The 18,670-nt window shown below is 64.6% G+C and carries 20 protein-coding genes; 11 read left to right on the top strand and 9 right to left on the bottom strand.

Annotated elements, in window-relative coordinates; all coding sequences use genetic code 11:
- Positions 1-9: 9 nt before the first annotated feature.
- The 11 genes from KUV26_RS14700 to KUV26_RS14650 all read left to right on the top strand — a co-directional run bounded on the left by KUV26_RS14700 (position 10) and on the right by KUV26_RS14650 (position 11,191).
- Entirely contained in the window at positions 10-672 is a 663-nt protein-coding gene (locus KUV26_RS14700) for an amino acid ABC transporter permease (protein WP_222508879.1), read from the top strand.
- On the top strand, positions 669-1,391 hold the full coding sequence (locus tag KUV26_RS14695) for an amino acid ABC transporter ATP-binding protein (protein WP_222508878.1): 723 nt from the start codon (positions 669-671) through the stop codon (positions 1,389-1,391). The genes KUV26_RS14700 and KUV26_RS14695 overlap by 4 nt, the downstream gene beginning before the upstream one ends.
- Before the next feature lie 65 nt (positions 1,392-1,456).
- Positions 1,457-2,416: a dihydrodipicolinate synthase family protein gene (locus KUV26_RS14690; RefSeq protein ID WP_222508877.1), complete on the top strand. Its 960-nt coding sequence runs from the start codon at positions 1,457-1,459 to the stop codon at positions 2,414-2,416.
- A complete protein-coding gene (locus KUV26_RS14685; RefSeq protein ID WP_222508876.1) occupies positions 2,407-3,357 on the top strand; it encodes a proline racemase family protein in 951 nt (316 codons plus the stop codon). Before KUV26_RS14690 ends, KUV26_RS14685 begins: the two co-directional genes overlap by 10 nt.
- A 65-nt stretch (positions 3,358-3,422) precedes the next feature.
- Positions 3,423-4,484, top strand: coding sequence for a TRAP transporter substrate-binding protein DctP (gene dctP, locus KUV26_RS14680; protein ID WP_222505084.1), 1,062 nt, complete (start codon positions 3,423-3,425; stop codon positions 4,482-4,484).
- A gap of 54 nt (positions 4,485-4,538) precedes the next feature.
- Positions 4,539-5,075, top strand: a complete 537-nt coding sequence (locus tag KUV26_RS14675; protein WP_222508875.1) for a TRAP transporter small permease subunit — start codon at positions 4,539-4,541, stop codon at positions 5,073-5,075.
- Between the two features lie 3 nt (positions 5,076-5,078).
- Positions 5,079-6,389 (top strand): TRAP transporter large permease subunit, encoded by a 1,311-nt coding sequence (locus KUV26_RS14670; RefSeq protein WP_222508874.1) that lies wholly within the window; start codon positions 5,079-5,081, stop codon positions 6,387-6,389.
- A 10-nt stretch (positions 6,390-6,399) separates the two neighbouring features.
- Positions 6,400-7,650 carry an NAD(P)/FAD-dependent oxidoreductase gene (locus KUV26_RS14665; RefSeq protein ID WP_222508873.1) on the top strand — a complete coding sequence of 417 codons (1,251 nt, stop codon included), beginning with the start codon at positions 6,400-6,402 and terminating at the stop codon, positions 7,648-7,650.
- 42 nt (positions 7,651-7,692) lie between these two features.
- Positions 7,693-8,718, top strand: a complete 1,026-nt coding sequence (locus KUV26_RS14660) for a trans-3-hydroxy-L-proline dehydratase (RefSeq protein WP_222508872.1) — start codon at positions 7,693-7,695, stop codon at positions 8,716-8,718.
- 140 nt (positions 8,719-8,858) lie between these two features.
- The gene (locus tag KUV26_RS14655; RefSeq protein WP_222505089.1) at positions 8,859-9,539 is read left to right on the top strand and encodes a GntR family transcriptional regulator; all 681 of its coding nucleotides are present in this window, start codon (positions 8,859-8,861) and stop codon (positions 9,537-9,539) included.
- 134 nt (positions 9,540-9,673) lie between these two features.
- Positions 9,674-11,191 (top strand): aldehyde dehydrogenase (NADP(+)), encoded by a 1,518-nt coding sequence (locus KUV26_RS14650; RefSeq protein WP_222508871.1) that lies wholly within the window; start codon positions 9,674-9,676, stop codon positions 11,189-11,191.
- A 157-nt stretch (positions 11,192-11,348) separates the two neighbouring features.
- Here KUV26_RS14650 and KUV26_RS14645 read toward each other — a convergent pair whose 3' ends face one another.
- The 9 genes from KUV26_RS14645 to rpsG all read right to left on the bottom strand — a co-directional run bounded on the left by KUV26_RS14645 (position 11,349) and on the right by rpsG (position 18,660).
- Entirely contained in the window at positions 11,349-11,531 is a 183-nt protein-coding gene (locus KUV26_RS14645) for a DUF3008 family protein (protein ID WP_222505091.1), read from the bottom strand.
- A gap of 192 nt (positions 11,532-11,723) precedes the next feature.
- Positions 11,724-12,020, bottom strand: coding sequence for a 50S ribosomal protein L23 (locus KUV26_RS14640; protein WP_039188990.1), 297 nt, complete (start codon positions 12,018-12,020; stop codon positions 11,724-11,726).
- Positions 12,017-12,634 carry a 50S ribosomal protein L4 gene (rplD, locus tag KUV26_RS14635; protein ID WP_222505092.1) on the bottom strand — a complete coding sequence of 206 codons (618 nt, stop codon included), beginning with the start codon at positions 12,632-12,634 and terminating at the stop codon, positions 12,017-12,019. Before rplD ends, KUV26_RS14640 begins: the two co-directional genes overlap by 4 nt.
- Entirely contained in the window at positions 12,631-13,335 is a 705-nt protein-coding gene (rplC, locus tag KUV26_RS14630; RefSeq protein WP_222508870.1) for a 50S ribosomal protein L3, read from the bottom strand. The genes rplD and rplC overlap by 4 nt, the downstream gene beginning before the upstream one ends.
- A gap of 18 nt (positions 13,336-13,353) precedes the next feature.
- Positions 13,354-13,668 (bottom strand): 30S ribosomal protein S10, encoded by a 315-nt coding sequence (gene rpsJ / locus KUV26_RS14625; protein ID WP_019298501.1) that lies wholly within the window; start codon positions 13,666-13,668, stop codon positions 13,354-13,356.
- Between the two features lie 358 nt (positions 13,669-14,026).
- Entirely contained in the window at positions 14,027-14,425 is a 399-nt protein-coding gene (locus KUV26_RS14620) for a hypothetical protein (RefSeq protein WP_222508869.1), read from the bottom strand.
- A gap of 389 nt (positions 14,426-14,814) precedes the next feature.
- Complete coding sequence (gene tuf / locus KUV26_RS14615; protein WP_222505094.1) at positions 14,815-15,990, bottom strand: elongation factor Tu; 1,176 nt, start codon at positions 15,988-15,990, stop codon at positions 14,815-14,817.
- A 63-nt stretch (positions 15,991-16,053) separates the two neighbouring features.
- Positions 16,054-18,171, bottom strand: coding sequence for an elongation factor G (gene fusA, locus KUV26_RS14610; RefSeq protein WP_222508868.1), 2,118 nt, complete (start codon positions 18,169-18,171; stop codon positions 16,054-16,056).
- Positions 18,172-18,189: 18 nt separating this feature from the next.
- Positions 18,190-18,660 carry a 30S ribosomal protein S7 gene (gene rpsG, locus KUV26_RS14605; protein ID WP_019298618.1) on the bottom strand — a complete coding sequence of 157 codons (471 nt, stop codon included), beginning with the start codon at positions 18,658-18,660 and terminating at the stop codon, positions 18,190-18,192.
- Between the last annotated feature and the right edge of the window lie 10 nt (positions 18,661-18,670).

Here is an 18,670-nt window from a genome sequence, read left to right as displayed (position 1 = left end):
GGGCATTTCATGGAACCAACACTCAAATTTTTTAGCGGCTTTGCCCCCAATGACCTGTGGTTCATGGGCGACGCCGCGCTGCGCACCCTGTGGATTTCCGTCCTGTCGATCTCGCTTGGCACGGTGCTGGGCACCCTGTTCGGCTGGATGCTGTACGAGGGCCGCCGCGCCGCCACCCTGACGCTGGCGCCGGTGCTGGATGTGTTCCGTTCGGTGCCGCTGATCATCCAGCTGGTGCTGTTTTACAACTTCGCCCCCATCGTCGGGCTGAACCTCGATCCCTTTGCCTCTGGCACCGTGATCCTGACCGTCTATACCGCGGCGCTGGTGGCCAATGTGGCCCGCGGCGGGATTGAGGCGGTGGGCGCCCCAATGCGCCGCGCCGCACGCAGCCTTGGTATGAGCTACTGGCAGGACCTGCGCCATGTGGTGCTGCCGATCGGCGGGCGGGCGGTGTTTCCCTCCTGGGTCGGCGTTGCGCTGGGGGTGATGAAGGACAGCGCGCTGGTTTCCGTGCTCGGCTATGTCGAGCTCTTGAAAGCCAGCCAGATCCTGATCACCCGCACCCAGGAGCCTTTCCTGATCCTGGCCCTGGCCGGCGCCTTCTATTTCGCGCTGTCCTATCCGGTCTCCCGCTACGCCACACATCTCGAAAACAGGTGGGCCCAATGATTTCCATCCGCGACCTTCACAAGTATTTCGGCGCTCTGCACGTTCTGAAAGGCATCGACCTGGATGTGCAGAAGGGCGAAGTGCTCTCTGTCATCGGCGCCTCCGGCTCCGGCAAATCGACGCTGCTTTACTGCATCAACGGGCTGGAGATGATCCAGGACGGCGCCGTCACCGTCGACGGCATCGATGTGCACGCCAAGGGCACCGACATCAACAAGCTGCGCCAGAAGCTGGGCATGGTGTTCCAGCAGTGGAATTCCTTCCCGCATCTGACGGCGCTGGAAAACGTGGCGCTGGCGCCGCGCATCGTCAAAGGCAAATCCAAGGCCGAGGCCCGCGAAATTGCCGCGAAACAGCTGCAGCATGTGGGACTGGGCGAAAAGCTGAACGTCTACCCCAGCGCCCTGTCGGGCGGCCAGCAGCAGCGGCTTGCGATTGCCCGCGCCCTGGCGATGGAGCCGGAATACATGCTGTTTGACGAGGCAACCTCCGCGCTCGACCCCGAACTGGTGGGCGAGGTGCTGGATACCATGCGCCTGCTGGCCGACGAGGGCATGACGATGATCTGCGTCACTCACGAGATGGGCTTTGCCCGCGATGTCTCCGACCGGGTGGCCTTCTTCCATCAGGGCGTGATGGAGGAAATCGGCCCGCCCGCGCAGATCTTCGGCGACGCCCGGTCCGAACACACCCGCAAGTTCCTCGCCAACGTGCGCTGACCCCTTCCCCCGCAGGCTGCCGTGCCTCCCAGCGGCAGCCTGCCCCTACCTGGAGAAATTGGATAATGTCTACAAACGTCTTCACCGGCACCATGCCGGCCCTGATGACCCCCTGCAACCCGGACCGCACGCCGAACTTCGACGCGCTGGTCAAAAAGGGCGAAGAAATGATCGCCGCGGGCATGTCGGCGGTGGTTTACTGCGGCTCGATGGGCGACTGGCCGCTGCTGACAGATGAACAGCGGATGGAGGGCGTCGCCCGCCTCGCCGCCGCCGGCCTGCCGGTTGTGGTCGGCACCGGAGCGATCAACACCAAATCCGCGGTGGATCACGCCCGCCACGCGCAGGAGATCGGCGCGGCCGGCCTGATGGTTATCCCGCGCGTGCTGTCCCGCGGCACCTCCGTTGCGGCGCAGAAGAACCACTTCAAGGCCATTCTGGATGCCGCACCGGACGTTCCAGCGATCATCTACAACAGCCCCTACTACGGCTTTGCCACCCGCGCCGAGCTGTTCTTTGCCCTGCGCGCCGAGCACAAGAACCTGATCGGCTTCAAGGAGTTCGGCGGCAAGGACGACCTGCGCTATGCGGCTGAACATATCACCAGCCAGGACGATCAGGTGACGCTGATGGTGGGCGTCGACACCGAGGTCTACCACGGCTTCGTGAACTGCGGCGCCACCGGCTCCATCACCGGCATCGGCTGCGCCCTGCCGCGCGAGGCGCTGCTGCTGGCCCGCCTGTCCAAGCTGGCGGCTGAGGGCAGCGCCGAAGCCCGCCTGCGCGCGCAGGAGCTGACCGACGCGATCCATGTGCTGTCTACCTTCGACGAGGGCCCGGACCTGATCCTCTACTACAAGCACCTGCTGGTGCTGAACGGCGAGGAAGACTACCGCCTGCATTTCAACGAGACAGACGAGCTGTCAGACGCCCAGCGCAACTATTGCGAACAGCAGTACAAGCTGTTCCGCAGCTGGTTCGCGGACTGGTCGGCGCAGGGCGGGATCATCGCCGAATGCATGTAGTTGACAGCCACACCGGCGGAGAACCCACCCGGGTGATCCTCGACGGGGGGCCGGACCTTGGGACCGGCCCGCTGGCAGAGCGCGCGCGGCGGCTGGCAGAGGAGCACATGGGCTTCTGCCACGCCGTCATGCGCGAGCCGCGCGGCCAGCCCGCCATGGTCGGCGCGCTGCTGGTCGAGCCCACCGATCCCGCTTGCGCCGCCGGTGTCATCTATTTTGACGCCGACGCGGTCCTGGGCATGTGCGGCCATGGCACTATCGGGCTGGCGGTGACGCTGGCCCATCTGGGCCTGATCACCCCCGGCAGCCACCGCATCGAGACCCCAGTGGGCTTGGTGACGGTGCTGCTGGAGGACGCCAATACCGTCACCGTCACAAACATCGAAAGCCGCCGCGTCACCGCGGCGGCCAATGTCACGCTGCCGGATGGCAGCACGGTGACAGGCGAAGTCGCCTATGGCGGCAACTGGTTTTTCATCGTCGAGCCTAGCCCCCTGCCCCTGCGCACGGAGAACATCCGCGCGCTGACCGATCACGCCATCGCCATCCGCACCGCTGCCAATGCCCAAGGCATCGGCGGTGAGAAAGGCGAGCCGATCGACCATGTGATCTTCCAAGGCCCCTCCACCCGGACGGGCATCCACAGCCGCAACTTCGTGCTGTGCCCGGACGACACCTATGACCGCTCCCCCTGCGGCACCGGCAGCTCTGCCCGGCTCGCCTGTCTGGCGGCAGCGGGGCGGCTGCAGCCGGGCGAGGAGATCATCCAGGAAAGCATCATCGGCTCCCCCTACCGGCTGTCCTATCAGCCGGGGTTGAACGGCGGCGTGATCCCCACCCTCAGCGGCCAGGCCTTCGTGATGGGCGAGGGCAAGCTGTTCTTCAGCCCCGATGACCCCTTCCGCGGCGGCATTTCCAGCCCCGGCGAGGCCGCCGCCTGAACACATTCAACCAAGGCCCGGGCAAGGAACCCGGGCCGCATACCAGCAGAAGAGAGGTTACAATCATGAAATTCACATCCGCACTTGCGGCCGGCTTCAGCCTGGCCCTTGCCACTGCCGCCGCCGCAGCAGAGGTCGAGTGGAAAATGACCGCCGCCGTCGGCGAAGGCTCCTTCCTCTACCAGAACTTCATGGAGCGCTTTGCCGGCAATGTCGAAACCCTGACCCAGGGCCGGATGGAAATCCAGCCGTTCGGCGCCGGGGTGCTTGTGCCCGCCTTCAAGACCTATGAGGCGGTGCAGGAAGGCATTGTCGAGGCCGGTCACTCCACCCCCTCCTACCTGGTCAATCAGGACCCGACCAACGCGATCTTCGCCTCCTTCCCCGGCGGCATGTCGCCCGAAGCCACCCTGCACTGGATCTATGAGGGCGGCGGCGAGAAGATGCTGCAGGACTTCCGGCGCGAGGAGATGGGGCTGCACAGCCTGGTGGTCGGCATCGGCACCTCGGAAATCATGGCGCACTCCAACGTCGAGATCAAAACCGTCGAGGACCTGAAGGGCGTCAAATACCGCACCTCCGGCGCCTTTGCCGCAGTGATGAAGGATGACTTCGGCGGCGTGCCCACGGTGGTGCCCGGCAACGAGATCTACACCCTGCTGCAGCGCAAGGGCGTCGATGCCATCGAATGGTCCACCCCCGGCGCCAACATCTCCGAAGGCTTCCACGAAGTGGCGCCTTATATGATCATGCCCGGCGTGCATCAGCCCTCCTTCCTGTGGGAGGTGTTCGTCAAGCAGGAGACCTGGGACGCGCTGCCCGCTGACCTGCAAGCGCTGGTCGAGGCGGCGGCGAAACTGTCCACCTATGAAGGCTACACCCGCTTCGGCGACGCCGACATCAAGGCGATGGCCGACTTCCGCCAGACCAAGGTGCAGATGGTCCAGATGGAGCACGCCGAGTCCGAGAAGCTGCGCGAGGCCGGCCGCAACTGGGCCCGTGCCCGCGCAGCCGAGCTTTCCGAAGGCGGCAATGCCCGGATGCAGGAGGTGCTGGACAGCTACCTGGCCTACCAGTCCAGCTGGGCCGAGAACTCCGTCTACCTGGTGCGCGACGCCGCCGAATGACCCTGTGGCGCGGGCCGGAACTGTCCGGCCCGCGCCTCCCTTCCGGAGGTTTCCATGCATTTTTTCAGAACCGGCGTTGCGGGGCTGTCCGCCCTGCTCGGCGCGGCCGGCCAGCTGACCATCCTCGCCATGATCGCGGCCATGCTCTACGAGGTCGTGGCCCGCTATGCCTTTGGCGCACCGACGCTCTGGGCCTTTGACATTTCCTACATGCTGAACGGCTCCATCATCTTTCTCGGCGCTGCCTATTCGCTGCGCAAGGAAGCGCATGTGCGGATCGACTTCCTGTCGCAGAAGGCCCCGCTGCGCATCCAGCAGCTGCTGAACGCCGCAGTCTACGCGCTCCTGATGGCGCCGGTCACCGGCGCGCTGACCTGGGTCGCCGCCTCCAAGGCGCTGAAGGCGTTCCAGACCGGCGAGGTGGAAACCGTCAGCCCCTGGGCGCCCCTGATGTGGCCGTTTTACGCGGTGATTGCCCTCGGCCTCCTTGCCTTCTGCCTGCAGTTTCTGCTGGAGGCGCTCCTTTACTTACGCGGCGAGAAGATCCCGGGGCAAACCCCCGACGATCACCACTGCGCGCCGGAGACCTGATTCATGATCCCCCTTCTGATGTTTGCCGCCCTGTTCGCCCTGGTCTTTGCCGGCATCCCGGTGGCGTTTTCGATGATGATCGTTGCGGTGGCCTTCGGCTATGCAGTGTTCGGTGACATGCTGTTCCTGCAGCTCTACGGACCGCTGCTGCACACTGCCTCCAACTTCGTGCTGGCGGCGATCCCGCTGTTCATCTTCATGGGCGCGGTGCTGGAGCGCTCCGGCATTGCCAAGCGGCTGTTCCACGCGCTGCAGATCTGGCTCGGCGGCCTGCCGGGCGGGCTGGCGCTGTCGACCATCGCCATGTGCGCGATCTTCGCCGCCGCCTCCGGCGTGGTCGGCGCGGTGGAGATCGTGGTCGGCCTGATGGCCATCCCCGCGATGCGTGCGGCGGGCTACAGGAACGACCTGATCGCCGGCACCATCTGCGCCGGCGGCTCGCTCGGCACCGTCATCCCGCCCTCGGTGATCGTGGTGGTCTATGCCTCGATCGCGCAGCTGTCGATCGGCCAGCTGTTTGCCGCCTCGATCCTGCCCGGCGTGCTGATGGTGGCCTTCTTCGTCGGCTATGTGCTGCTGCGCAGCCTGCGCCGGCCCGACGACGCGCCGGTGCTGCCGACCGAGGGCCGCGCCCTGCCGACGGGTCAGAAGCTGAAGATCACCGTCACCGCGCTGGTGCCGCCGCTGCTGCTGATTGCCATGGTGCTGGGCTCGCTGCTGGCCGGCGCCGCCTCTGCCACAGAAGCCGCCGCCGTGGGGGCCGCCGGCACGCTGGTGCTGACCTGCATGTTCCGCGAACTCAGCTTCTCCATGCTGCGCGCGGCCCTGGGTGTCACCCTGCGGATCACCGCGATGATCATGCTGATCGTGGCAGGCGGCACCATGTTCACCTCGATCTTCGCCGTCACCGGCGGCGGCGGGCTGGTGCGCGACACGGTGGAGATGATCGGCTACGGCAATGCGGGCCTCATCGCCTTCCTGCTGCTGGTGGTGTTCTTTGCCGGCTTCGTGCTGGACTGGGTGTCGATCGTGCTGATCTTCGTGCCGATCTTCGCGCCGCTGGTGCGCAGTGCCGGCATCGACCCGGTCTGGTTCGCGATGCTGGTGCTGGTGGTGATCCAGACCTCCTATCTGACGCCGCCGATGGCCCCCTCTATCTTCTACCTGCGCTCCATCGCGCCCAAGGACATGACCTACGGCCATATGTACCGCGGGGTTCTGCCCTTTGTGGCCGCACAAGGCCTGGTGCTGGCGGCGCTGCTGGCGGTGCCGGAACTGGCAACCTGGCTGCCCTCCATCCTGGTCGGCTTGTGAAGGATCTGAAATGACCAAAGAACAGGCACACGGCATCCTCGTCATCGGCGCCGGCATCATCGGCCTCAGCGCCGCGCTGGAGCTGCAGAAACAGGGGCATCAGGTGCGCGTGCTCGACCGCACCGGCGTGGCGGCGGAGGCCTCGGCGGCCAGCGCCGGCGCCTATGCCTTCACCGACATAGTGCCGCTCGCCACGCCGGGCATCATGCGCAAGGCCCCCAAGTGGCTGCTGGACCCTTTGGGGCCGCTGTCGGTGCCGCCCGCCTATGCGCTGCGGATCGCCCCCTGGATGCTGCGGTTCTGGCGCGCCAGCTGGCGCAGCCGCTACCAGGCGGCGCTGGCGGCGCAGGTGCAGCTGATGGCGCATTCCCGCGCCGCGCTGGAGCGCCAGATCGCCGATGTGGACGGAGAGCCGCTGATGCAGCGCGAGGGCCAGCTGCAGCTCTATGAGGGCGAGGCCGCCTTCCGCGCCGCCTTGCCGGACTGGGAGCTGCGCCGCGAACACGGCATCCGCTTCGACCTGCTGCACAGCCCCGCAGAGATTGCAGATATCCAGCCCGGCCTGGCGCCGCGCTTCACCCATGCGGGTTTCACCCCCGACTGGATGAACACGGTGAACCCCAGGGACTGGGCCGGACATCTGGCGCAGGCTTTCCTGGCCCGGGGCGGCCGGATAGACACCGCCGGGGTGACGGCGCTGCGCAGCGAGGGCGGACAGGCCGTGGCGCAGACCACGGACGGCCCGGTCGCCGCGAACCATATCGTGGTGGCCTGCGGGGCCTGGTCCCATCACCTCGCCCGCACCCTGGGCGAGCGTTTCCCGCTGGAGACGGAACGCGGCTACAACACCACCCTGCCGCCCGGCGCCTTTGGCCTCCGCACCCATCTGACCTTTCCGGCGCATGGGTTCGTCGTCACCCGGATCAGCGGCGGAGTCCGCGTCGGCGGCGCGGTCGAGCTGGGCGGGCTGAAATTGCCGCCCAACTACCGCCGCGCCGAGACCCTGCTGCAGAAGGCCAGGCGCTTCCTGCCCGGCCTCGACACCTCCGGCGGCACACAGTGGATGGGGTTCCGCCCCTCGATGCCCGACAGCCTGCCGGTCATCAGCCGCTCCGCCCGCGCCGCCAGCGTCGTCTACGCCTTCGGCCACGGCCATCTGGGCTTGACCCAGGCGGCCGGCACCGCAGAACTGGTCGCAGACCTGATAGCGAACCGCCCGCCGGCGCTGCCGATGCAGCCCTACGCAGCCACACGGTTCTGAACCTTTAAATAAGCGGGCCCAGCCCGCAGGGAGGAAACACAAATGCGCAGCAGCAAAACCATCCATGTGATCTCTGCCCACGCCGAGGGCGAGGTTGGCGATGTCATCGTCGGCGGTGTCGCCCCGCCGCCAGGCGAAACCCTGTGGGAACAGCGCGCCTTCATCGACCGCGACCAGACCCTGCGGAACTTCGTCCTGAACGAGCCGCGCGGCGGCGTGTTCCGCCATGTGAACCTGCTGGTGCCGCCCAAGCACCCGGAGGCCGACATGGGCTTCATCATCATGGAGCCGGAATACACCCCGCCGATGTCCGGCTCGAATTCGATCTGCGTCTCCACCGTCCTGTTGGACGGGGGCATCCTGCCGATGCAGGAGCCGGAAACCCGTCTGGTGCTGGAGGCCCCCGGCGGGCTGGTGCGGGTGCGCGCCGAATGCCGGAACGGCAAGGCAGAGCGGATCTTCGTGCAGAACGTGCCGAGCTTTGCCGGTGAGATCGGCGTGGCGCTGGAGGTGCCGGGCATTGGCACGCTGACCGTCGACACCGCCTATGGCGGCGACAGCTTCGTCGTGGTGCAGGCTGCCGATCTGGGGGTGGAGATCACTGAAGGAAACGCCAAGCAAATCGCGCAGCTCGGCACCCGCATCCTCGAGGCCGCCAACGCGCAGCTGGGCTTTTCCCACCCGGAGAACCCGGACTGGAACCACATCTCCTTCTGCGCCTTCTGCGGCCCGCTGGAACAGACGGAAACCGGCCTAAGCAGCCGCTCCGCGGTCGCCATCCAGCCGGGCAAGGTCGACCGCTCCCCCACCGGGACCGCGGTCTCCGCCCGCATGGCGCTGATGCTGGCCAAGGGGCAGATGACTCCGGATCAGACGTTCGAGGCCGTATCAATCATCGGCTCCCGCTTCACCGGGCGCATCGTGGAGCAGACCGCAGTGGGCGGGCGCGCGGCGATCGTTCCGGAACTCAGCGGCCGCGGCTGGATCACCGGCATCCACCAGCACATGCTGGACCCGGACGATCCCTGGCCGGGCGGCTACCGCCTCAGCGACACCTGGGGCGCCTGAGAACCCGGTTTTTGGATACAAAAACCGGCGCCCGGGCGGCAGAACCCGCCGCCCGCGCGAAACCCGGCCAATTGCTTGAAGAAACGGGACGGACCTACTAGCGTATCCAAAATACGAACAGCAAATTTCATGAGGCCCCCATGGCAGGCAAACGCGCCGTTACCCGCAGCTCCCTTCCGGAAGTGATTGCCAGCGACCTGCGCGAGCGCATCCTGAGCGGCGAGCTGGCCGAGGGCGAAACCATCCGGCAGGAGGCGCTGGCAGAGGAATACGATGTCTCCCGGATGCCGATCCGCGAAGCGCTGAAGCGGCTGGATGCGGAGGGGCTGGTGCAGTTCACCAACAACCGCGGCGCCTCCGTCACCAAGCATTCCCTGCGCGAAATCGCCGAGATCTTCGACCTGCGCATCCTGCTGGAGGTCGACCTGTTCCGCCGTGCGATCCCGGCGATGACGGCGGAGGATTTCACCCGCTGCACCCGGATCCTCGACGACATGGACGCCTCCTACGATGCCAATGACGTCGCCAAATGGGGCGCCCTCAACCACAAGTACCACTCGGCGCTTTATGCCGCCGCGGACCGCAAGCTGACCAACGAAGTGCTGCAGGGCATCAGCCTGCATTGCGACCGGTTCATCCGGATGCACCTCAGCGTGATGCAGCAGCGCGAACCGGCCAAGAAGGAGCACCGCGACCTGCTGGACCTGGCCCAGGCCCGCGATGTGGAAGGCGCCTGCGCCGCGCTGACCCTGCATATCTCCCGCACCAAGGAGGCCCTGCTGTCCCTGGTTGCCGAGCACCGCGCCACCACCGGCGGCTAGGCCGCCGTTTCCCCTTCTGCGCCTCCTCCCGCCCGGATTTCTCCGGCAGGCCCCTTGCAGTAATCGCATTTTGTATCCATTATCCCATATCAGATTCACCCTGCCGCCCGGCAGCACCAGACAGAGGCCCGCCCATGTTCACACCGCACGGAAACCACCTGATCGCAGGCGCCTGGGCGCCCGGCGACACCCGCTTCCACTCCGCCCCCGCCAGCGGCCCCAGCCATCAGTTCTCCGTTGGCCGCGTCAGCGACGTGACAGCTGCGGCAGAGGCGGCCGAGGACGCCTTTGCCAGCTACGGCAGCACCAGCCGGGCGGAGCGCGCCGCCTTCCTCAACGCCATCGCTGACGAGATCGAAGCCCGCGCCGAGGACATCACCGCCATCGGCACCCAGGAGACCGGCCTTCCCGAAGCCCGCCTGCAGGGCGAGCACGGCCGCACCACGGGCCAGCTGCGCCTCTTTGCCGACCACATCCTGAAGGGCGATTACCTCGACCGCCGCTATGACGCCGCCCTGCCGGACCGCGCCCCGCTGCCCCGCCCCGACCTGCGCATGATGCAGCGCCCGCTGGGGCCGGTTGCGGTCTTCGGCGCCTCAAACTTCCCGCTCGCCTTCTCCACCGCCGGCGGCGACACCGCCGCAGCTCTGGCGGCCGGCTGCCCGGTGGTGGTCAAGGGCCACAGCGCCCACCCCGGCACCGGCGAGATCGTCGCCGAAGCCATCCTTGCCGCGATTACCAGATGCGGGATCCACCCCGGCGTCTTCAGCCTGATCCAGGGCGGCAACCGCGAGGTCGGCGCGGCGCTGGTGCAGCACCCGCTGATCAAGGCGGTGGGCTTCACCGGCTCCCTGGCAGGCGGGCGCGCCCTGTTCGACCTTTGCGCCGCACGGCCAGAGCCGATCCCCTTCTTTGGCGAGCTGGGGTCCGTGAACCCGATGTTCATCCTCGACGCCGCCCTCGCCAATCGCGGTACGGAAATCGCCACCGGCTGGGCCGCCTCGCTGACTATGGGCGCGGGCCAGTTCTGCACCAACCCCGGCATCGCCGTGCTGCGCGCAGGCGCAGAGGCGGACCGCTTCATCGACACCGCCACCGCCGCCCTGTCAGCGGTCGCCCCCCAGACCATGCTGACCGAGGGCATCGCCAGCGCCTACCAGGACGGCCAGCGCCGCGTCGCCGCCACCGCCGGCGTGCGCGAACTGCTGACCACCAGCTGCAACACCCGCACCGCCGCGCCCTACCTCTATGTCACCGAGGCGCGCACCTGGCTGGACAACGAGATCCTGGCCGAGGAGGTCTTTGGCCCGCTGGGTCTGGTGATCACCGCCGACAGCGACGCCGAGATGCTGGAAATCGCCCGCGCGCTGCAGGGCCAGCTGACCTGCACCCTGCATCTGGACGACGGCGACACCGCCCAGGGCCAGGCCCTGCTGCCGGTGCTGGCGCGCAAGGCGGGACGGGTGCTGGCCAACGGCTTCCCCACCGGGGTTGAGGTCTCCGACACCATGGTCCACGGCGGCCCCTACCCGGCCTCCACCAACTTTGGCGCGACCTCGGTGGGCACCCTGTCCATCCGCCGCTTCCTGCGCCCGGTCTGCTACCAGAACATCCCCGCCGCCCTGCTGCCGGAGGACCTGCGGCAGGGGTAACCCGGAACGAAAGAAAGGGAGCCACCTAATCGGGTGGCTCCTGACGCACTGAGCGTTTGACCGGAACAGGCCGCGCGCCGGCCCTTTCCTGGCGCAGCCTGCAGGAGCCAAGCTTTCCGCAGAAGGCTGGCGCGGACAGTTTCCCCGTCTGGTTCGGTTAGTCCTTCTTTTCGGGAAGACCGTCATGATCGGTCGAGGCGATCTCTTCCAGTTCCTCCTCGGTCATGGTCTCGTACATTTCCTTCGAAGCCCCATACAGCTCCGATTTTTTGGTCTCGCCCCGTTTCGCCGAGAGTGCAGCCCCGGCGGCTTTCTGTTGCGCTTTCGATTTGGCTGGCATGGCAATTCTCCTGTGATGGCAGAACCAGAACGCTTGGGCGTTAGGCCAGGTTCCCGCTCCGGGCGGCAACAGCCCCGAAACCGCCAGCGGCCCTGTTCCGAACCCCCTCGCTGCAGCCGCCCTGCTTCCGCCACCACAACGAAAAAGGCCCCCGCTTGCGCGAGGGCCTTCCAATAGTCAGAGAGGCAAATCTCAGAGTCCGGTGGACACGTCGATGGTGTTGCCTTCTTCCAGGGTGACATAGGCTTTTTTCACGTCTTTACGCTTGCCCATCTGGCCGCGGAAACGCTTGACCTTACCCTTGGTGACGGTGGTGTTGACCGCTTTCACCTTGACGCCAAAGAGAGCCTCGACGGCTTCCTTGATCATCGGCTTGTTGGAGTCGATTGCCACCTCGAAAACCACTGCGCCGTTCTCGGACGCCATGGTGGACTTCTCGGTGATGATCGGCTTGCGGATCACGTCGTAGTGTTCTGCCTTCACGCTCATTTCAGACGAGCCTCCAGTGCTTCGACACCCGCCTTGGTGATCACCAGGGTGTCACGCTTCAGGATGTCATAGACGTTGGCACCGATGGTCGGCAGGATGTCCAGACCTTCGATGTTGCGCGACGCTTGCAGGAAGCCTTCGTTGACCGATGCGCCGTCGATGATCAGCGCGCGCTTCCAGCCCAGGTTTTTCACCTGCTTGGCCAGAGCTGCGGTCTTGCCTTCGGCAGCAGCGTCCTCGATGATGACCAGTTCGCCCGCTTTGGCTTTGGCGGACAGCGCATGGCGCAGGCCCAGCTTGCGGAACTTCTTGGTCAGCTCGTGGCCGTGCGAACGCGGGGTCGGACCCTTGTAGATACCACCCTTGCGGAAGATCGGCGCGTTGCGGTCACCGTGGCGAGCGCCGCCGGTGCCCTTCTGGCGGTAGATCTTCTTGGTCGAGTAGGAAGTCTCGGAGCGGGTCTTCACCTTGTGGGTGCCCTGCTGCGCGTTGTTGCGCTGCCAGCGGACCACGCGGTGCAGGATGTCCGCACGCGGCTCCAGGCCGAACAGGTCTTCGGACAGCTCGATGTCGCCAGCCTTGCCGCCGTCGAGTTTGATCACGTCAAGTTTCATGCTTCACCACCTTCCGCGGGAGCTTCCGCAGTTTTCAGAGCGGCCGGGAACGGCAGACCCTCGGGAGCTTTCTTCTTCACGGCGTCCTTGACGGTGACCCAGCCGGATTTCGGGCCCGGTACGGCGCCCTTGATGAAGACCAGGCCACGCTCGGCGTCGGTTTTCACCACTTCCAGGTTCTGGGTGGTCACGCGGGCTGCGCCCATGTGGCCGGCCATTTTCTTGCCTTTGAAGACCTTGCCCGGGTCCTGACACTGACCGGTCGAACCGTGCGAACGGTGCGAGATCGACACACCGTGCGAGGCGCGCAGGCCGCCGAAGTTGTGCCGCTTCATGGCACCGGCGAAACCTTTACCGATCGAGGTGCCGGTGACGTCCACTTTCTGGCCAGCCAGGAAGTGTTCGGCCGAGATTTCGGCGCCGACTTCGATCAGGCCGTCCGCGGGAACGCGGAATTCGACCAGCTTGCGCTTGGGTTCGACCTTGGCAGCTGCAAAGACGCCGCGCATGGCTTGCGAGGTGCGCTTTGCCTTGGCGGAGCCAGCACCCAGCTGAACGGCGGTGTAGCCGTCTTTTTCCTCGGTGCGCTGAGCAACGACCTGCAGGCCGTCCAGGGACAGAACGGTCACAGGGATCTGCTTGCCGTCTTCCATGAACAGGCGGGTCATGCCCACTTTCTTAGCGATAATTCCGGAACGCATAATCAATACCCTCCGAACTTACGACTGCAGCTTGATTTCGACGTCAACGCCGGCGGCCAGGTCGAGCTTCATCAGCGCGTCCACGGTCTGCGGGGTCGGGTCGACGATGTCGAGAAGGCGCTTGTGGGTGCGGATCTCGAACTGGTCGCGGGATTTCTTGTCAACGTGGGGGCCACGCAGAACAGTGAATTTCTCGATCTTGTTCGGCATCGGGATCGGGCCGCGCACTTGCGCGCCGGTCCGCTTGGCAGTGTTGACGATCTCTTGCGTGGACGCATCCAGCACGCGATAGTCAAATGCCTTCAGCCGGATACGGATGTTTTGGCTTTGCATCGTACAGCCTTTTATTCAGGCGTTGGGGTTGAGAGGAGGGCCTGCGACCACCGCAACCCCTCATCGAACCCAAAAGGCGGGAATCATCCCGCCCCTGTTCGCACGCGGCGAACCCGCGCCCTATACGCCCTATGGCCCCATGAGGCAAGGGGTTTCGCCGCGAAACAGTTGCGTTTGCGGCGCACGGCGGGTTAGCGGTTTGCTTACCCTCTTCCCACCCAAGAATTTAAGCCTCCAAACAATTGACGGCTTCCTCCGGTGTTCTAACACTGACCGACCCAAAACCTGCCGCTCCGTCGATCTTCTTGAAGTTTGAGACGCTGGTTACAAAAATGTCTCTTTCATTAGAGATATGCGCTCACATCATCTGCCGGTCGCACCAGCGATTACGCCATTTCTTGTCTACCAAAATATCGCCGGTTGCTTCTGGAGTCCGCCTTTTGAAGTCCGAGTAGTTGAAGGCTACAGTCGGAAATAGAACATTGTGAATTCGTTCCTCGAGGTCACACTCTTCGTCCGCAAAGACAGCATGATCCCAATAGCTGATGTCAAAATAGGCTATTCCTAGCAGCAGAGGAATGTCATCTACGTTCAGCTTCTTCAAGCGAGCTGCGAACTCGCAAAAGCTATCCAGGTATCTGTCTCCTGGCTGGCGTTCGGATGCAGAAACCGCAACAAAGGCTACTTCCGCCTTTCCAGCTCTGTGAGCCGAGATTAATTCCTGAACCTTCGCCGCGTTTGGACGACCAAGATCCAAGTCTATTAAGCAATTAGTATCAAACGTAAATTTCAAACCCCAACCCTCACATGGCAATCAATTGGAAGGACTCTGCTTCGTCTTTCTGAGAGTTAGTACCCAGTTGCAAACACGACCATGCCCGGACGCCCCGCGTTCGGGCCGCGCCCGGCCTGCCCGGAGGGCGGGCGCGATTGCATCGCACCCGGAGCTGGCGCTCCCTGCGGCCTCAAAAGCTCCACCGGAGCTTTTGCAGGACGGCCTCCGGCCCCAGGCCGGTCCCTGCCCTGTTCTGAGGTTGGCGCATAGAAAAAGGGCCTCCCGAGGGAGGCCCTTTCTGTAATCAGAACCGTGTGGGCTCTCGGCGATTTTCTAGCGAAAACCGACTGCCGCCCACCGTTTCAAAATCATTATTCAATGATTTTGGAAACGACGCCGGCGCCGACGGTGCGGCCGCCTTCGCGGATGGCGAAGCGCAGGCCGTCTTCCATCGCGATCGGCGCGATCAGCTCAACGCCGAACTTCAGGTTGTCGCCCGGCATCACCATCTCGGTGCCTTCCGGCAGGGTCACGGTGCCGGTCACGTCGGTGGTGCGGAAGTAGAACTGCGGACGGTAGTTCGCGAAGAACGGGGTGTGGCGGCCGCCTTCTTCCTTGGTCAGGATGTAGGCTTCGGCTTCGAACTTGGTGTGCGGGGTCACGGAACCCGGCTTGCACAGCACCTGGCCGCGCTCAACACCGTCACGGTCCACACCGCGCAGCAGGGCGCCGATGTTGTCGCCGGCTTCACCGCGGTCCAGCAGCTTGCGGAACATTTCCACACCGGTGCAGGTGGTGGTGGTGGTGTCGCGGATGCCGACGATCTCGATCGAGTCGCCGACGTTGATCACGCCGCGCTCGACACGGCCGGTCACAACGGTGCCGCGGCCGGAGATCGAGAACACGTCTTCGATCGGCATCAGGAACGGCTGGTCAACCGCACGCGCCGGGGTGTCGATGTACTCGTCGACAGCCGCCATCAGCTCTTTGATTTTCTCGGAACCGATGTTGTCGTCACGGCCTTCCATCGCCGCCAGCGCGGAGCCTGCGATGATCGGGATATCGTCGCCCGGGTATTCGTAGGAGGACAGCAGCTCGCGGATTTCCATTTCCACCAGCTCCAGCAGCTCTTCGTCGTCGACCTGGTCAACCTTGTTCATGAACACGACCATCTTCGGGATGCCAACCTGGCGGCCCAGCAGGATGTGCTCGCGGGTCTGCGGCATCGGGCCGTCAGCTGCGTTCACAACCAGGATCGCGCCGTCCATCTGGGCCGCGCCGGTGATCATGTTCTTCACGTAGTCGGCGTGGCCGGGGCAGTCGACGTGCGCGTAGTGGCGGTTCTCGGTCTCATACTCGACGTGCGCGGTCGAGATGGTGATGCCGCGGGCTTTTTCTTCCGGTGCGCCGTCGATCTGATCGTAGGCTTTGAAGTCACCGAAGTATTTGGTGATAGCCGCGGTCAGAGTGGTCTTGCCGTGGTCAACGTGGCCGATGGTGCCGATGTTGACGTGCGGTTTATTGCGTTCAAACTTTTCCTTAGCCATGATGGCCTCCTTTTGTTTCGAGGGAGGTCCGCAACGGTTGCGGACCCCCTGATTTGCTGACGCTTACGCGTATTTCGCCTGGATCTCTTCCGAGATGTTCTGCGGCACCGGATCGTAGTGATCGAACTGCATGGTGAACTGGGCGCGGCCCGAGCTCATCGAACGCAGGGTGTTGATGTAGCCGAACATGTTGGCCAGCGGCACGAAGGCGTCGATGGCGATGGCGTTGCCGCGGTTCTCCTGGCCGGACACCTGGCCGCGGCGGGAGGTCAGGTCGCCGATGATGCCGCCGGTGTATTCTTCCGGGGTGATCACTTCGACCTTCATCACCGGCTCGAGCAGTTTCGCGCCAGCTTTGCGCATGCCTTCGCGCATGCACATGCGGGATGCGATTTCAAAGGCCAGAACCGAGGAGTCCACGTCGTGGAACTTACCGTCGATCAGGGCAACCTTGAAGTCGATCACCGGGAAGCCTGCCAGCGGACCGGAGTCCATGACCGACTGGATGCCCTTCTCGACGCCCGGGATGTATTCCTTCGGAACCGCACCGCCGACGATGCGGGATTCGAAGGAGTAGCCTTCGCCGGCTTCGGTCGGGGAGATGATCAGCTTCACCTCGGCGAACTGGCCCGAACCACCCGACTGTTTCTTGTGGGTGTAGGTGTGCTCGACCTCTTTGGAGATGGTCTCGCGGTAGGCCACCTGCGGCGCACCGATGTTCGCCTCGACCTTGAACTCGCGCTTGAGGCGGTCCACCAGGATGTCCAGGTGAAGTTCGCCCATGCCCTTCATGATGGTCTGACCGGACTCGATGTCGGTCTCGACGCGGAAGGACGGGTCTTCGGCGGCCAGACGAGCCAGACCCTGGGACATCTTCTCCTGGTCGGCCTTGGTTTTCGGCTCGACCGCGATCTCGATCACCGGATCGGGGAAGGTCATGGTTTCCAGAACGACCGGGTCGTTGACGGCGCAGAGGGTGTCACCGGTGGTGGTGTCCTTCAGGCCTGCCAGCGCGATGATGTCGCCTGCGAACGCTTCCGTGATTTCCTCACGGTTGTTCGAGTGCATCATCATCATCCGGCCAACGCGCTCTTTCTTGCCTTTGGTCGAGTTCAGCAGGGTGTCGCCCTTGTTCATCACGCCGGAGTAGATCCGGGTGAAGGTCAGGGAGCCGACGAACGGGTCGTTCATGATTTTGAACGCCAGGCCCGCGAAGGCCATGTTGTCGTCCGCGCGGCGGGCGATGTTACGCTCTTCGTTCTCGTCGCCCGGCTTGAAGCCCATGTAGTCGACAACGTCCAGCGGGCTGGGCAGGTAGTCGATCACGGCGTTGAGCAGCGGCTGAACGCCTTTGTTCTTGAACGCGGAACCGCCCAGGACCGGAACGAAGTGCAGCGCCAGGGTGCCCTTGCGCAGCAGTTTGCGCAGGGTCGGCACGTCGGGCTCTTCGCCTTCCAGGTAGGCTTCCATGGCGTCGTCGTCTTCTTCGACGGCGGCCTCGATCATCTTGCCGCGCCACTCTTCGGCCATGTCCTTGAGCTCGTCGCGGATCTCGGCGTGGACCCAGGAGGCGCCCAGGTCTTCACCCTGCCACAGCCACTCTTTCATGGTGACCAGGTCGATCAGGCCTTCCAGCTCGTTCTCTGCGCCGATCGGAATGCCGACCGGAACCGCACGGGCGCCGGTGCGGTCTTCGATCATGCGGACGCAGTTGAAGAAGTCGGCGCCGATCTTGTCCATCTTGTTGACGAACACCATGCGCGGAACCTTGTAGCGGTCAGCCTGGCGCCACACGGTTTCGGTCTGGGGCTCAACACCGGCGTTGGCGTCGAGAACGCAGACAGCACCGTCGAGAACCGCCAGCGAACGCTCGACTTCGATGGTGAAGTCGACGTGGCCGGGGGTGTCGATGATGTTCAGGCGGTGCTTCGGGGTGTCAGCGGTCTTGCCGTCCTCGGTGCGCTCCCAGAAGGTGGTGGTCGCAGCCGAGGTGATGGTGATGCCGCGTTCCTGCTCCTGCTCCATCCAGTCCATGGTGGCTGCACCGTCGTGCACCTCACCGATGTTGTGGGATTTGCCGGTGTAGAACAGGATGCGCTCGGAGCAGGTGGTCTTGCCTGCATCGATGTGCGCCATGATACCGAAGTTACGGTACAGTTCGAGGGGATATTCGCGTGCCATAGGTCTAGGTCCTCTAGCTTACCAGCGATAATGGCTGAAGGCTTTGTTCGCCTCGGCCATCTTGTGGGTGTCTTCGCGCTTCTTGACCGCGGTGCCACGGGACTGGACGGCGTCCAGCAGCTCGCCTGCGAGGCGCTCTTCCATGGTGTTTTCGTTGCGGTTGCGGGCAGCAGCGATCAGCCAGCGGATGGCCAGCGCTTCGCGGCGCTCGGGGCGGACTTCAACCGGAACCTGGTAGGTCGCGCCGCCAACACGGCGGGAGCGGACCTCGACGGACGGTTTGATGTTGTCCAGCGCTTCGTGGAAAACTTCAACCGGAGCGCGCTTGATCTTGCCTTCAACGCGGTCGAACGCGTTGTAGACGATGCGCTCTGCGACCGACTTCTTGCCGTCGATCATCAGGTTGTTCATGAACTTGGTCAGAACGCGGTCGCCGAACTTGGCGTCGGGCAGGACTTCGCGTTTTTCAGCGGCGTGACGACGTGACATATCAGCCTCT

Origin of the sequence: Leisingera daeponensis (assembly GCF_019801465.1) — a bacterium.
Taxonomy (GTDB): domain Bacteria; phylum Pseudomonadota; class Alphaproteobacteria; order Rhodobacterales; family Rhodobacteraceae; genus Leisingera; species Leisingera daeponensis_A.
Note: the sequence above shows the minus strand (reverse complement) of the source record. Positions and strands in the feature narration are given on the sequence as shown.